Source organism: Hahella sp. CCB-MM4, assembly GCF_002260525.1.
Lineage (GTDB): Bacteria > Pseudomonadota > Gammaproteobacteria > Pseudomonadales > Oleiphilaceae > Hahella.
In genome coordinates, this window is the sequence record NZ_MRYI01000007.1 from 219,085 (window position 1) to 232,349 (window position 13,265).

Genomic DNA, 13,265 nt, shown 5'->3' on the forward strand with positions numbered 1-13,265 from the left:
ACCATTTTGCGTGAAATTGATGTGAAACGGCATTATGGGGTGTCTATTTCACTGTGAGTGATGACAGCAGAATTTCCACCAACGCCGGGCGTTCTGGATAATGGGGATGTATTGCGACGATGGGGCGTGTGAGCTCAGGGTTGGTCAAGGGAGTGGTTTCAAGGTGAGGGAATTGCTGAGCAATACCCGCCCATAATGGAATTACTGAGACGCCAGCCCCCTCGCTGACCATTTGAGCAATGGTGTGCAATGCGTCGAGGTCGGCTATGACATTCGGTTGCAGCCTTCTTTCTTTTAGCCACTGTGCAACCTTATGCCCACCCCAGGAATTCTGGTCATAGCGAATATAAGGGTTTTCCTTTAAGGCTTTCTCAATACTTTCTGAGTTTTCCTGGCAAATCAGCGCATATCTCTCTTCAAAAAGCAGTGTCTGGCTCAGTGCCTTAGGTAGAGGGAATGCTGGGGCTACGGTGATAGCGATATCCACCTTTTGCTGCTGTACCGCTTCATAAAGTGACGCGGAAGTGCCTGGAGTAATCTGACATCTGGCTTTGGGGGCAATCTGGTTGATCTGGGTCAGGGCTTTCGGGAACAGGCTGCTAAGTACGCTATCTATTGCGCCGATTCTGATGGGGCCGGTGAGCCCGTCCTGATCAATATCTCCGCGTAGCGCCTCGCTTTGCTGCACAATATGCTTTGCTCTTGGCAGCAGGCTGACGGCTTGAGGTGTCGGCAAGGCTTTAAGGCTGGAGCGATCCAGTAACTGGCAGTTCAGCTCCTGCTCAAGAGCCTGGATTCTCTGGCTGATGGCCGCTGGAGTCAGGTTTTGGGCTCTGGCTGCACCGGCAATCGAACCCTGTTCAACCACCAGAATCAAACTCTGCAGGAATCGACTATCCATAAGAAATTCTTTTGATGAGATATAGACAATTATAGTAACGCTTATCGATGTCTAAAGGTACACTTTGGACTCTCCATATAGGACAGTCCATACAAGACTGTCTAAATAGGACTGTCTAAATAAGAGAGAGCATAAGAGGAGATTGACGATGGCTTCTGTGTTTCACCTTGCCCTGAATGTAACGGACCTGGAGCAGGCAAGGGCCTTTTATATCGGATTACTGGGAGCTACGGAAGGGCGCAGCGCAGAAACCTGGGTGGATATCGATTTTTTCGGACACCAGGTTTCATTGCATCTGGGTGAACCATTTTCCACCAAGGCAACAGGCCGGGTAGGAGATCACCTTGTTCCTATGCCACACTTTGGTGTGATTCTTCCTTTGGAGCAATTCAAAGTACTGGCCAAGCGGTTGGTCGATGAGCGGCTGAAGTTTGAGATTGAACCCTTCGTGCGTTTCAAGGGAGAGCCGGGTGAACAGCATACCATGTTCTTCCGGGATCCCTGTGGTAATCCTATTGAGATTAAAGGCTTTGCAGAACAAAGCGGAATTTTTGCCGGATGATGAGTTCTTGCACCAGAATAATGACTGTTTCTTTCCGACGAGGTGGCGTCTAAGTAATGTTAATCCCCTTAATTCACCAGTTAGACTCCGATGAGGCCGAAAAATGGCTAAAGATACTTCGGGAGAAAATGCCTGGATATCAAATTCAGGAACTGAAAGATTGCAGCGACGAGGAGCGTCAGAAAGTTCGTGTTGCCATTGTAGCCAATCCCAATCCTGATGAGCTCAAGCTATTGCCGGCTCTGGAGTGGGTTCACTCTTTGTGGGCGGGGGTGGAATCCTTGCTTGTCGGACTGAAGGATCACCCGGTCGCTATTGTCCGTCTCAAAGATCCGACTTTGGCGCACGTGATGTCAGAAGCGGTGTTGGCTTGGGTGCTTTATCTGCATCGGGATATGCCTGTTTACAGGCTTCAGCAGCGCCAGAAGCTATGGCGCCAGATCAGCTATCGAGCAGCCAGCCAATGCCGGGTTCTGGTCCTGGGATTAGGTGAATTAGGGTTGGCCAGCGTGCTGCGGCTACAGCAAAACGGCTTCTCGGTGTCAGGCTGGAGCCGGCAACCAAAGAAGGTGCCGGGGGTGAAATGCTATTCCGGACGTGAGGGTCTACAAGATGCCGTCAAATACGCGGATATTCTGGTTAACCTTTTACCTCAGACAACGCAGACAATCGGGCTTATCGACAGGCAGCTTCTTGCAGGTCTGCCAGAGGGTGCGTCCCTAATTAATTTTGGTCGGGGCGCAACGGTCAACACCGATGACTTAATCGACAGGTTGAATTCCGGTGAGCTAAATCATGCGGTTTTGGATGTGTTTGAAGTTGAACCATTGCCGCAGGATTCTCCGCTATGGCATCACGCGAGAGTGACGGTCCTGCCTCACATTTCAGCGCCGACAGATTATGTTACGGCTAGTAATATCGTTGCCAGGAACATAGCCGGCTTTTTCAAGAAAGGAATAATGCCGGCGTGTGTCGATAAGCAGCGGGGCTATTAGTGCGAAACTCCCCGTTTGTGTCCCTGAACTGACGACATCTGTTATCCCCGGCTCAGCATTTCAAAATACTCACTGGCACATACTTGTGATACGGCGTTTTACTCAGCGGGTCGCAGTGATCTCCGGCAGTTAGCATATTGAGTGCCGGTCCATTGGGTTCACCGTTACGGTAGCGCATACCATAGCCATGGGGTAGGGTGACCATACCCCGGCGGACAGAATCATCAATCTGCACAGTGACGGTAATATCGCCGCGCTTTGCTCGAACCATCACGCTGTCGCCGTCCTTGACGTCCAGATCAGTGGCATCATTCGGATGCATTCTGAGGGCACCTTCCTTGTCAACTTTGCGCCACGCCGGATCGCGATAAATCTGATTGGCATTGTAAGCGCGGCGTTCACCTGCCATCAGGATAAAGGGCGTGTCTGTATGTTCTGGAGTTTTAACTCCCAGGGCGCGAAGGTCCTCGAGCATTTCATCAATCTCAAGATGTATACGGCGATCTTTATTTCTGATCATGCCCCAGATATCTGAAAACTCGTGTTGGCTGATAATGGCTCCGGAGCGTTGATCGAGTATTCTGCGGAAGAGATTGGCTCCAAGAGTGAACCGGTTGCCCTGGATTCCGGCTCGCCTGACGGCGGCAGCATTCTTATCGGCAAACTGTATTGCCAAGGGGAGAAGAATCGCAGCCGCCGCAGCACCATCCGGGAGTGTTTTTCCCAAGGTTCGATAGAGAATTGAGGGAGCGTAGTGTACCCAGTGCTTATTCTTTTTAAGCGTGGCGATCAACGACGCAAGGAAAACCTGGTAACCGGCGGCTTTAGGTTCAAGGCGTGCGATTCGTTCCAATAGTGGAAAACGCTTGGGAATCAGATTCATTTTTTCCAGGAGTCGGGTGTAGATCTCCGGTTCGGGCAATGTGTCCCCTTGAGGTGCCTTGACCGGTTGACGCAAATGGAAAAAGTTCGTCGGGAATTCAAGGTTGAAACCGGTGGCTTCCCATTTTTCAAACTGATTGGCGGCAGGAAGAATATAGTGCGCCAGACGGGCCGTTTCTGTGAGTGCCACATCCACCACGACCAAGAGATCAAGCTTTTGAAATGCCCGTTCATAAGCTTGAGTATCGGCATAGGTCATCAGCGGATTGGCGCTGTCAACCCAAACCGCGCGTAACCGGTCATCGCCCTCATGTTCGATTTCATCCGGGAGAATATTTGGTGGATAGAGGCCTCCAATGGGAAACATTTTATGATGGGCGGTAAGTTTGATGGTTTTACCCTGTTCCGCCAGGCGCTCATCGGAATTGGACAACAATGGAATCAGGAAAGCATGTAGGTTATTCCCTCCTTTGATGCCGAAATTACCGGTAATCAGGTATAACAGCTTTTCAAGATAGGCATTCAAGGTGGTATTAATCGTGTGCTGGATGCCCAGATCAATGCGAACACAGGCGGTGCGGGCACTGGCAAAACCGCGTGCAACCCGTTCAATATCCTCAATAGGGATATCAGTGCGCTTAGCATATTCCTCTATAGGGATCGCCAGCAGTTCCTTTTCCAACGTTTCGAAACCGGTGCACCTCGTCGTGAGAAACTCCAGATCGTGCAGGCCTTCTTTAACGATGATGGCCAGCATGGCTGACATCAGATAGGCGTCAGTTCCTGGCTTTACCTGCAGATGAATGTCGGCCATTTTGGCGGTTTCAGATCGGCGTGGATCGATGACCACCATGGTTCGATCAGGATTCTTGCTGAACTCTTTCAGCGTATCGCGGGCATTGGGAATGCCATGGGATTGATAAGGATTGCAGCCAATGAATAATACATAGTCAGCGTGCTCCACATCCTCCGTGGTATGACAGCGCTGGTCACCGAAGAGGCGTCCGTTTACCCAGAAATCCTGAGTTTTCTCCTGCGCCAGGGCTGAATAGATATAGCGACTGTCCATTGCCCGCCGCAATTGTTGCCCATATCCGCCCGCCAAATGATTGCCCTGACCACCGCCGCCGACAAAGGCAAAAGCATCTCCGCCGAATTGATGACGTATCTGAGTTAACTTCTCCGCGATTTCTGTCAGGGCCTGATCCCAGCTGACAGGGGAAAAGCTCCCGTCGGGATTGCGTTTCAGCGGTTGTTCCAGGCGGTCGGCGTTATCCTGATAGTATTGCAGACGAGCGGCCTTTTGGCAGATATAGCCTGCACTCATCGGATGCGCTTTATCCCCTTTGATTTTGCTGAATTTCCCGTCCACTGTCGTAATGGTAATGCCGCAATTGCGGGAGCAAAGAATACAGGCGGTGGGATGTTGTTGCTCAGTGACGGACGGGGTTTCTCTCATGATGCTTTTCTCTTCGGGCAGTTGTTCCAGGGTGGCGAGGTTATTTTTAGGCGCTGAAAGTATGCTTGAAAGCCAGATTAAGCATAAGTTAGGCTAACCAGTAATGGCGATCAATTCAGTAATAATGAATATAAGGTAAGCTGAACTTATCTATTGCCGACACATCACCTAATAAAGGTCTTTGTTTTGCAGAGCAAACCGCCCCCCATCCAATGGCTTCCTGTATTCGAGTCAGCTGCCCGCCTGATGAGCTTTAAAAAAGCTGCCGAGGAACTTTGTGTGACACCTCCCGCCGTTAGCCAGCAAATAAAGGTGTTGGAAGAGTATGTGGGGCGGGCATTGTTTGATCGAAGTGGAAGGAATCTGAAGCTGACTCAGGCAGGGGAGTATTACTACGAAATTGTCAGGGGGATTATAAAAAGCCATCAGAAAGGATACTGGGATTTTGAACGTACCTATAAAAGTCCCACACTACAGATAAGTACGCCGCTATTTGTCGCCCAGGAACTCCTGATCCCGAATTACATGAGTTTTCGCGAGAGGGCCCCTGGAATTGAGCTGCGAATAATGACAGGTAGCGAATTCGTGGACTTCGAGAATGAATCTGTCGATGCGGCTATTCGTTTTGGTGAAGGCCGCTGGCCAGACCTGGATTGTCGTCTATTGTGTAAAATTGATATCGGCGTCGTATGCAGCAAGAGTTATCTGGCCAAGCGAGGGCTCGACCGGAATGACTTCTTTGGCGCAGCCGAACTGCAGCAGCAGGTTCTGCTATCGGCCTTTGCCGACATGAACGATTGGGAGCGAATGATTCCAGATCTGCAGCCTGCCGACAAGATTATCTGCGACTCCTATTTCTCAACGATTAAATCAGCCGAAGAAGGGCTGGGGGTTGCGATAGGGCTGTTTCCGATTATTAATCGTCTGCTGCATAACGAGCATCTGATAGCCCTCAATACGGATCCTTTCGACACTCAGATGGCATACTGGCTCGTGGCTCCTGAGCATTCCGTTAATCAGGATAGAATTGACTTGTTTTATGAATGGGCCAGGGATTTATTCGGTATGCTTTTCTAGCATCCTTCAAGATAAAGATCAGACGTCGAAGGATCTGAATCGATGGCTTCTGAAGAGCTCGGAATGGATCTATTGAGCTTACCAGTTTCAAAATGCGGTCTGACGATCAATCTTCCCAAAGTAATCCTTCAGGTAATCAATCAAGAGTCTGAGCTTCTTTGATCTGGCACTGCCAGGGGGAAACACGCCATAGATATCGATATCTTTCAACTGATAGTCCTCTAACACCAGTTCCAATGTTCCCGCCTGGATCTTTGGCCAGGCATCGTAGACGGGAATGCGTCCCAGCCCATGACCGCCCTCGATAAAGGCCGTACGAGCGGCGGCATTATTGGTGGTGATGCTGCCTTTCACCGCAATGCTGTAGGATCGACTGCCTTTGCTGATTTCGATGGTGCCGGAAGTGAGTTTGTAGATCACCCAATCATGTCGCTCCAGCTCAGCGGGAGTGCTAGGGCGTCCACGTTTCTTAAGGTAGTCGGGAGAACCGCACAGGCAGGTAGCCAGGGTAGAAAGCTTCCTGGCCTGAAGTCCCGAATCAGGAAGTGGTGCTCCTCGAATAGCGAGATCAATGCCTTCCTGCATGATGTTGACCACTTCGTCTGTCAGCATGACATCCAATTCAATTTTGGGGTAAAGGCGACGGAAATCGTTCAGCGCCGGTACCACCATCTGTAACCCCACATTCACCGGGCAGGTGACCTTCAATAAACCCACGGGTTCATTTTTTAGGTTTTCTATCTGTTGATTTGCAGTGGCCGCCTGCTCCGCAATGATTCGGCAGGACTGGTAATACTCGCTGCCCGCTTCAGTCAATCGAATGGAGCGGGTAGAGCGATTAAGCAGCTTCACTCCCAACTGGGATTCCAGCTTTTTGATGTGGTAACTGACGACCGCGCGCGACAGGCCGATGTGCTTGGCGGCGGAGGTCAGGCTGCCTTGCTCAACCACTTGGGCAAAGACCACCATGCTTTTGAGTTGTTCGAAAGATAAAGTCATCGCCGGATTGTATCAAAAATTCTACCAATGAAGTCTATTTTCTTCATATTGTTAGAAAGTTGTGCAGCTCTTACACTGGTTTCAATTGTTGATTGAGGAGAAAGAAGAATGTCTGATTCAAATATTAAATCTGAACCGAATGCTAAAAAGGTCCTGATGGTTCTGACATCCCATTCTGAGCTGGGGAATACCGGCGAGAAGACTGGTTTCTGGGTGGAAGAGTTTGCTGCTCCATACTATGCCCTGGTTGATGCGGGAGTCGAGGTGACGCTTGCGTCACCGGCTGGAGGCCAGCCCCCGATCGATCCGAAGAGTGAATTGCCTGATTTTCAAACGGCTTCAACTCAACGCTTTGACGACGATTCCGAAACTCAGGCATTGTTGGCAAACACGGCGAAACTGGCTGATGTTCATTCTGATGACTATGACGCAGTCTTTTACCCCGGTGGACATGGCCCATTGTGGGATTTAACTGAAAGTCTTGATTCCATCGCTCTGATTGAGAGCTTTTTGGCTTCCAACAAACCTGTCGCTGCTGTATGTCATGCACCTGCGGTGCTCTTGAATGTGAAAGATGCTCAAGGCGACTATGTGGTGAAAGGGAAGGCAGTAACCGGCTTTTCCAACAGCGAGGAAGAAGCCGTGCAATTGACCGAAGTCGTTCCTTTCCTGCTGGAGGATGAGCTAAACAGTCGTGGTGGTGAGTACCAGAGAGTCGCTGACTGGAATGCGTTTGCCGTACAGGACGGTTTGCTGATTACCGGCCAGAATCCTGCCAGCTCCGAACTTGTGGCTGATAAATTACTGGCCGCGCTTGATTCATAGATAAGGAAACCTGTGATGCTGAATTTTAGTTTTCAAAATACAACCCAAATCCATTTCGGTGAAGGCCAGATCAAAACGCTGGGAAAGGTAATCCCCCCTTCTGCGAGAATACTGGTGACCTATGGTAGCGGCTCAATCAAAACAAACGGGGTTTATGATCAGGTCGCTGAGGCACTGAGTGAGCACACCTGGTTTGAGTTCTCCGGTATTGAGCCGAACCCGAGCTATGACACGGTGATGAAAGCACTTGATGTCATACGCCGGGAGAAGGTTGATTTTTTATTGGCCGTTGGGGGGGGATCTGTCATTGACGGCACCAAGTTCATCGCAGCTGCGGCTTTTTATCGGGGTGATGATCCCTGGGATTTAGTGGCCAAGCGACAGCGTATAGAACAGGCGCTGCCAATCGGGTGTGTACTGACTCTGCCGGCCACCGGATCCGAAACCAACGCCGGTGCGGTAGTGACACGTAACGGCGATAAGCTGTCATTCCATAGCCCCCTCGTACGTCCGTTATTTGCAGTGCTCGATCCGTCGGTGACATTGTCGCTGTCTGATCGCCAAATCAGTAACGGTGTCGTTGATGCGTTTGTTCACACCATGGAGCAATACCTGACCTATAGCGTCAACGGGAAAGTGCAGGATCGTTTTTCAGAAGGCCTGCTGCTCACTCTGATCGAAGAAGGTCCAAAGGCACTGGCCCCCGAGACTAAGGAAGATCTGGAGGTTCGCGGCAACATTATGTGGGCCGCCACCATGGCGCTTAATGGTTTGATCGGGGCGGGCGTCCCCCAGGATTGGTCGACTCACATGATCGGTCATGAAATTACCGGCGCTTATGGCGTTGATCACGCACGAACTTTGTCCGTGGTGTTGCCGGCTGTGATGAAAGTCTGCCGCGATTCGAAGCGTGAAAAACTGCTGCAATATGCCGAACGCATATGGAATCTCACAGATGGCGATGATGACTCTCGAATCAACAGGGCCATCGAGTTGACGGAGCAGTTTTTCGAGACCATGCAAGTGCCTGTGCGCTTATCGCAGATCGACATTGGTGAAACAGACATCGATGGTCTGATCAATAAGCTGACTCAGCACGGAATGATCAAGCTGGGTGAGCATGGTGCGATCACCCCTGAGGTTAGCCGTGACATCTTAGCTGCTGCTTTGTAGCCAGACAGGCCCAAAAAGCAGATAGAGAAATACAGAAGAGCAGCACACACGAATAGCAAGAGAAAGATAGCAAATGACAAAGTTCAATTCTCAAAATGGAACCGTTAACCGCCAGTGGGTATTAGCTTCTCGACCTGTTGGGGCGCCGACATCAGGCAATTTCAATTTTCTCGAAAGTGAAAAGCCCACACCTAAGCAGGGTGAGGTACTGTTGCGCACGGTGTACTTGTCGTTGGACCCCTACATGCGCGGACGTATGAACGATGCCAAGTCATACGCTGAGCCTGTCGGGATCAATGAAGTCATGGTGGGCGGCACTGTGTGTCGCGTGGAAGAATCGAATCACCCGGACTATGAGACCGGTGAATGGGTCCTCGCGTTTTCCGGCTGGCAAGACTATTCAATATCCGATGGCAGTGGTCTGCTGAAGCTGGGTAAAGCGCCCGCCAAACCCTCTTATGCGCTGGGTGTTATGGGAATGCCAGGCTTAACTGCCTACATGGGGTTGCTGGATATTGGCCAACCTAAAGCAGGCGAGACGGTTGTTGTCGCTGCGGCGACCGGAGCTGTGGGAAGCCTGGTTGGGCAAATCGCCAAGTTGAAAGGCTGTAAAGTGGTCGGCATTGCGGGTGGCGAAGAAAAATGCCGCTCAGCAGTGGAAGAACTGGGCTTTGATGCCTGTATCGATCATAAAGCCCCTGACATGGCTGAGCAGTTAGCCAAAGTATGTGACGCCGGCATAGATGTGTATTTCGAAAATGTCGGAGGCAAAGTCTTTGATGCTGTATTGCCGCTATTGAATCCTCGTGCACGAGTGCCCCTATGTGGACTGATTTCACAATACAACAGGACAGAATTACCTGAAGGTCCGGATCGCATGTCTATGCTGATGGGCACCTTGCTGGTGAAGAGAATCAAGATGCAGGGCTTTATTGTATTTAACGATTATGGACACCGTTATGACGAATTCAGCCAGGACATGATGCAGTGGTTGAATCAAGGCAAGATCACCTATCGCGAGGATCTTGTTGAAGGACTGGAAAATACCGTTGAGTCGTTTATCGGTCTGTTGGAAGGCAAAAATTTCGGAAAGCTTGTTATTCAGGTTGGCCCACACGAGCTGTAAGAACCCCTGTTGTTTATCACCACTATGTATAGGAACCCTAAAGGGTTCCTTAGCAAGGAATTATCTATGCTGACAGTACACCACCTGAATCAATCCCGTTCAAAGCGAGTGTTATGGTTATTGGAAGAGCTTTCCATGCCTTATGAGCGTGTTGACCACCAGCGGGATCAGATCACCCGGCTTGCTCCGGCAAGTTTAAAAGCGGTTCATCCCTTGGGTAAGGCTCCCGTCGTGGTCGATGGATATGTCGTTTTGTGCGAATCCAGTGCCGTCATGGAATACATTATCGATCAGGATGAGCAGCACCGTTTCAGGCCGACTCCGGGAACACCTGAGTATTATCAATATCTGGAATGGTCCCATTTTGCTGAAGGCTCACTGGGACTGCCGGTGATCACCAAATTGTTTATGCAAATGGAGGATCGCAACGGTAGCCAGCCGATGGACAATTACATTGCCAAGGAAATTGAGGTGGACTTTGCCTACATCGAATCCACACTGAGCCAACGTGCCTATTTTGCCGGCGGCGAATTTACTGCGGCAGACATCATGATGACCGTTATTCTGGAAATCGCGGACAGATGTGGGCTTCTTCAAGACAGAAACAGTACCCAGGCGTATCTGGCTAAAGTTACCCAACGTCCGGCTTATCAGAAAGCGGCAAGTTTCGGGTAACCCTTCCGGGTAAGCCTTCAACTCTCTGCATTGTCCTATGAGTCAATTATCGTAAAGCGATGCTGGCCTGTCTGCTCCGGCTGCGCTTATAGCGCAGTCAGAATAGAGCCTAATGTCGGTCGATTGGTGTTTTGGACGGAGCAACACAAACTCGATTCCTACCGGATTCCTTGGCTTGATAAAGAGCCTCGTCTGCCTGCTGTAATAGTTCTGCACCGGATTCGGTTGAGTCTGGGTGCAAAGTGGCAACTCCGAGGCTTATCGTGATCTTAGGTTCTGTACTGAGAGGACCTTCGGTGGGCTGAGGTGCTTTGGTATTTTCTACCAAACCACGAATCCTCTCTGCCACAATTAACCCCCCTTCCAGCGGTGTAGACGGCAACAGTACGACAAACTCTTCACCTCCATAGCGGGCAATGATGTCTCCGGGCCGGTGCTTGCCTTGTTCCAGAATTGAAGCGACATGACACAGGCAAAGGTCACCAAATAAGTGTCCATAGGTGTCATTGAGTTTTTTGAAGTAGTCTATGTCAACCATGATCACTGACAATGAGGTGCAGTTGCGTCTTGTCCGCTTCACTTCCATTTCATACCGCTGATTGAAGTAGCGGCGGTTGAACAAACTGGTCAATTCGTCGACATAACTTTGTTTTTCCAAGCGCTGATTTGCACTTTCCAGCTGCTTCAAAGCATTCTGTAGTTCACTGGTTCTCTCGTTAACCTGAACCTCCAGCCGCGCACTATATTTTTTCTCTGCTTCCAAAGCTTCTTCTTTCGCCTTCCGTGCAAGGATTTCCATTCGGGTGGTTTCCATTTGGGCCAAAGCTCGGGCACGGCGTTGCTGGGCGATGTATTCACCCAACGCAAACGAAATCAGCACCACCTCAATGGCAGTGCCGATCTGCAGTGAATTTTCGGTGAAAGCATTACGGGGAATCATGCCGAATTTGTTGAAACCGAGAATGAATGCGCCCAGCAGGGAAGAGAGCCAGGCAAGAGTGAAGTATTGTGCGGAGCGGTCTTTTTGTAGAGAGCGTTGAATGCCGAGTATCAGCGACAACGTAATACTGAAGAGTATGGCCAAAATAATGAAACGAATCGAGAAACGGTAACCGATCGCGGTTTGCAAAAAAGCGGCGAAGAGGGTCAGGACAGCAACGGAGATAAGCAGTTTATTGGTCCTGGGCTTGTGCTCGGGCAAATTCAGGAAACGGCTGACGAACATGGCCATGAACAATAGCGTGATACTTAGAAACATGGGTAAAGACCAGCTGTTCCATTCCATGGATTCCGGCCACAAGTACTGATAGGCATATCCGCTGATGGATAATTGATACGTGGAAAAGCCGCAGATAAACGCTACATAGAACAGAAAACGTGACTTCTTGATGGAGAAATACAGAAACAGGTTGTAGAGGGCCGTGATCATCATTATGCCGTAATAGAGGCCCTGCAGAATATTTGCCTTGTCGTTCTGATTTTGGAAGGCAGAAGGACTGTAAAGCTTTAAGGGAAATTGCATGGAGGTCTTTGATTGAACTCTTAAGTAGATCTTCAGTGACTGGCCACTTTGTAGTTGAATCGGAAATATGAAGTTTCGGTGTGGGAAAGGTCTGGAGTAAAACGATAAATTGTCGCCGGTACTGTAGCGCTGAAAAAGATGGAATCCTTCCGTGATGTAGACATCAACATAATCCAGTACCGGATATCGCAGTTCGAGAAGCCATTCCGTGTCCCTGGTTTGTGTGTTCTTTAAATCAAGGCTCAGCCAGAAGGTGGCGTCGCTGTAACCAAAGGAAGGAACATCTGTATCCTGACGGCTCCAATGGGGGGAGGCTTTTTCCAGTAGTATGTCATTGAAGTTTAGTTGGCTATTCTTATCTTCGTAATAGCTGACATAAGGCCCAAGATTATAGATGTCACTCTCGACGGTTAGAGGCAGGATTGCCGGCGCTGAGTCTGATGATGTGATCTCAGCCGCATCGGTCTGAATTGCCGCCATCATCAGCCAGCAGAGTAGTATGCTGACAGCAATATGAAAATGGCTTGAAGGTGGACTGCTCAAGCTAAGGGTAGCCCGTGATCTCATTGGCATTTTATCAATGGTGGTGAGCATTAGTTAAAGCCTAGTTGTTTATCTATAAACCTCCCAGTTTCCTTGGTGATATTTCCGTAATATCCCACGGGTTTGGTTTCTAAAGTAGTTAAATGCCCGGATTTCCCTGGCATCGCTTATCGTCAGGGCAGGCGGGTTGTATATCCCGCCTGCCTTTACATTGTTTATGCTCTCAGAGCATTCAAAATCCCATCCACACTGGCCTTGGCATCGCCAAACAGCATGCTGGTGTTCTCCTTGAAGAACAGCGGGTTTTGAACGCCAGCGTAACCGGTGGCCATACCGCGTTTGAACACCACTACGTTGCGGGCTTTCCAGACTTCCAGAACCGGCATGCCGGCCAGGGGGCTGCCGGGGTTTTCCGCCGCTGCCGGGTTCACGGTGTCGTTGGCCCCGATGACCAGGACGGTGTCCGTGTCAGAGAAATCATCATTGATCTCTTCCATGCCCAGCACGATGTCGTAAGGCACCTTGG

At 50.0% G+C, this 13,265-nt stretch carries 12 protein-coding genes; 7 read left to right on the forward strand and 5 right to left on the reverse strand.

Features of this window, described 5'->3' with window-relative positions; all coding sequences use genetic code 11:
• Positions 1–43: 43 nt before the first annotated feature.
• Positions 44–901 carry a LysR substrate-binding domain-containing protein gene (locus BTA51_RS14765; protein ID WP_094708490.1) on the reverse strand — a complete coding sequence of 286 codons (858 nt, stop codon included), beginning with the start codon at positions 899–901 and terminating at the stop codon, positions 44–46.
• Positions 902–1,049: 148 nt separating this feature from the next.
• On the opposite strand from BTA51_RS14765, the gene BTA51_RS14770 reads away from it, so the two are divergent.
• Together BTA51_RS14770 and BTA51_RS14775 are read left to right on the forward strand one after the other, a co-directional pair.
• Positions 1,050–1,463, forward strand: a complete 414-nt coding sequence (locus BTA51_RS14770) for a VOC family protein (RefSeq protein ID WP_094708492.1) — start codon at positions 1,050–1,052, stop codon at positions 1,461–1,463.
• Positions 1,464–1,519: 56 nt separating this feature from the next.
• A complete protein-coding gene (locus BTA51_RS14775; RefSeq protein WP_094708494.1) occupies positions 1,520–2,458 on the forward strand; it encodes a glyoxylate/hydroxypyruvate reductase A in 939 nt (312 codons plus the stop codon).
• Positions 2,459–2,510: 52 nt separating this feature from the next.
• Here BTA51_RS14775 and BTA51_RS14780 read toward each other — a convergent pair whose 3' ends face one another.
• A complete protein-coding gene (locus BTA51_RS14780; RefSeq protein WP_094708496.1) occupies positions 2,511–4,799 on the reverse strand; it encodes a molybdopterin-dependent oxidoreductase in 2,289 nt (762 codons plus the stop codon).
• Between the two features lie 186 nt (positions 4,800–4,985).
• On the opposite strand from BTA51_RS14780, the gene BTA51_RS14785 reads away from it, so the two are divergent.
• Complete coding sequence (locus BTA51_RS14785) at positions 4,986–5,876, forward strand: LysR substrate-binding domain-containing protein (RefSeq protein ID WP_094708498.1); 891 nt, start codon at positions 4,986–4,988, stop codon at positions 5,874–5,876.
• An 87-nt stretch (positions 5,877–5,963) separates the two neighbouring features.
• On the opposite strand, the gene BTA51_RS14790 is transcribed toward BTA51_RS14785, so the two are convergent.
• Positions 5,964–6,875, reverse strand: coding sequence for a LysR family transcriptional regulator (locus BTA51_RS14790; RefSeq protein WP_094708500.1), 912 nt, complete (start codon positions 6,873–6,875; stop codon positions 5,964–5,966).
• A 108-nt stretch (positions 6,876–6,983) separates the two neighbouring features.
• On the opposite strand from BTA51_RS14790, the gene BTA51_RS14795 reads away from it, so the two are divergent.
• From BTA51_RS14795 to BTA51_RS14810, 4 genes are all read left to right on the forward strand, one after another.
• Positions 6,984–7,700: a type 1 glutamine amidotransferase domain-containing protein gene (locus BTA51_RS14795; RefSeq protein WP_094708502.1), complete on the forward strand. Its 717-nt coding sequence runs from the start codon at positions 6,984–6,986 to the stop codon at positions 7,698–7,700.
• A 15-nt stretch (positions 7,701–7,715) separates the two neighbouring features.
• Positions 7,716–8,873, forward strand: a complete 1,158-nt coding sequence (locus BTA51_RS14800) for an iron-containing alcohol dehydrogenase (RefSeq protein ID WP_094708504.1) — start codon at positions 7,716–7,718, stop codon at positions 8,871–8,873.
• A 73-nt stretch (positions 8,874–8,946) separates the two neighbouring features.
• On the forward strand, positions 8,947–9,999 hold the full coding sequence (locus tag BTA51_RS14805) for an NADP-dependent oxidoreductase (protein WP_094708506.1): 1,053 nt from the start codon (positions 8,947–8,949) through the stop codon (positions 9,997–9,999).
• A gap of 66 nt (positions 10,000–10,065) precedes the next feature.
• Entirely contained in the window at positions 10,066–10,674 is a 609-nt protein-coding gene (locus BTA51_RS14810) for a glutathione S-transferase family protein (protein ID WP_094708508.1), read from the forward strand.
• A gap of 109 nt (positions 10,675–10,783) precedes the next feature.
• On the opposite strand, the gene BTA51_RS14815 is transcribed toward BTA51_RS14810, so the two are convergent.
• The gene (locus BTA51_RS14815; protein WP_094708510.1) at positions 10,784–12,790 is read right to left on the reverse strand and encodes a diguanylate cyclase; all 2,007 of its coding nucleotides are present in this window, start codon (positions 12,788–12,790) and stop codon (positions 10,784–10,786) included.
• A 164-nt stretch (positions 12,791–12,954) separates the two neighbouring features.
• A partial coding sequence (locus BTA51_RS14820; RefSeq protein ID WP_210404839.1) for an NAD(P)(+) transhydrogenase (Re/Si-specific) subunit beta occupies positions 12,955–13,265 on the reverse strand: 311 nt, incomplete at its 5' end.

Coding starts and splice junctions, on each gene's coding strand:
- BTA51_RS14765 (WP_094708490.1), bottom strand. CDS start 901: ATGGATAGTCGATTCCTGCAGAGTTTGATTCTGGTGGTTGAACAGGGT.
- BTA51_RS14795 (WP_094708502.1), top strand. CDS start 6,984: ATGTCTGATTCAAATATTAAATCTGAACCGAATGCTAAAAAGGTCCTG.
- BTA51_RS14815 (WP_094708510.1), bottom strand. CDS start 12,790: ATGCTCACCACCATTGATAAAATGCCAATGAGATCACGGGCTACCCTT.
- BTA51_RS14790 (WP_094708500.1), bottom strand. CDS start 6,875: ATGACTTTATCTTTCGAACAACTCAAAAGCATGGTGGTCTTTGCCCAA.
- BTA51_RS14770 (WP_094708492.1), top strand. CDS start 1,050: ATGGCTTCTGTGTTTCACCTTGCCCTGAATGTAACGGACCTGGAGCAG.
- BTA51_RS14780 (WP_094708496.1), bottom strand. CDS start 4,799: ATGAGAGAAACCCCGTCCGTCACTGAGCAACAACATCCCACCGCCTGT.
- BTA51_RS14800 (WP_094708504.1), top strand. CDS start 7,716: ATGCTGAATTTTAGTTTTCAAAATACAACCCAAATCCATTTCGGTGAA.
- BTA51_RS14805 (WP_094708506.1), top strand. CDS start 8,947: ATGACAAAGTTCAATTCTCAAAATGGAACCGTTAACCGCCAGTGGGTA.
- BTA51_RS14810 (WP_094708508.1), top strand. CDS start 10,066: ATGCTGACAGTACACCACCTGAATCAATCCCGTTCAAAGCGAGTGTTA.
- BTA51_RS14775 (WP_094708494.1), top strand. CDS start 1,520: ATGTTAATCCCCTTAATTCACCAGTTAGACTCCGATGAGGCCGAAAAA.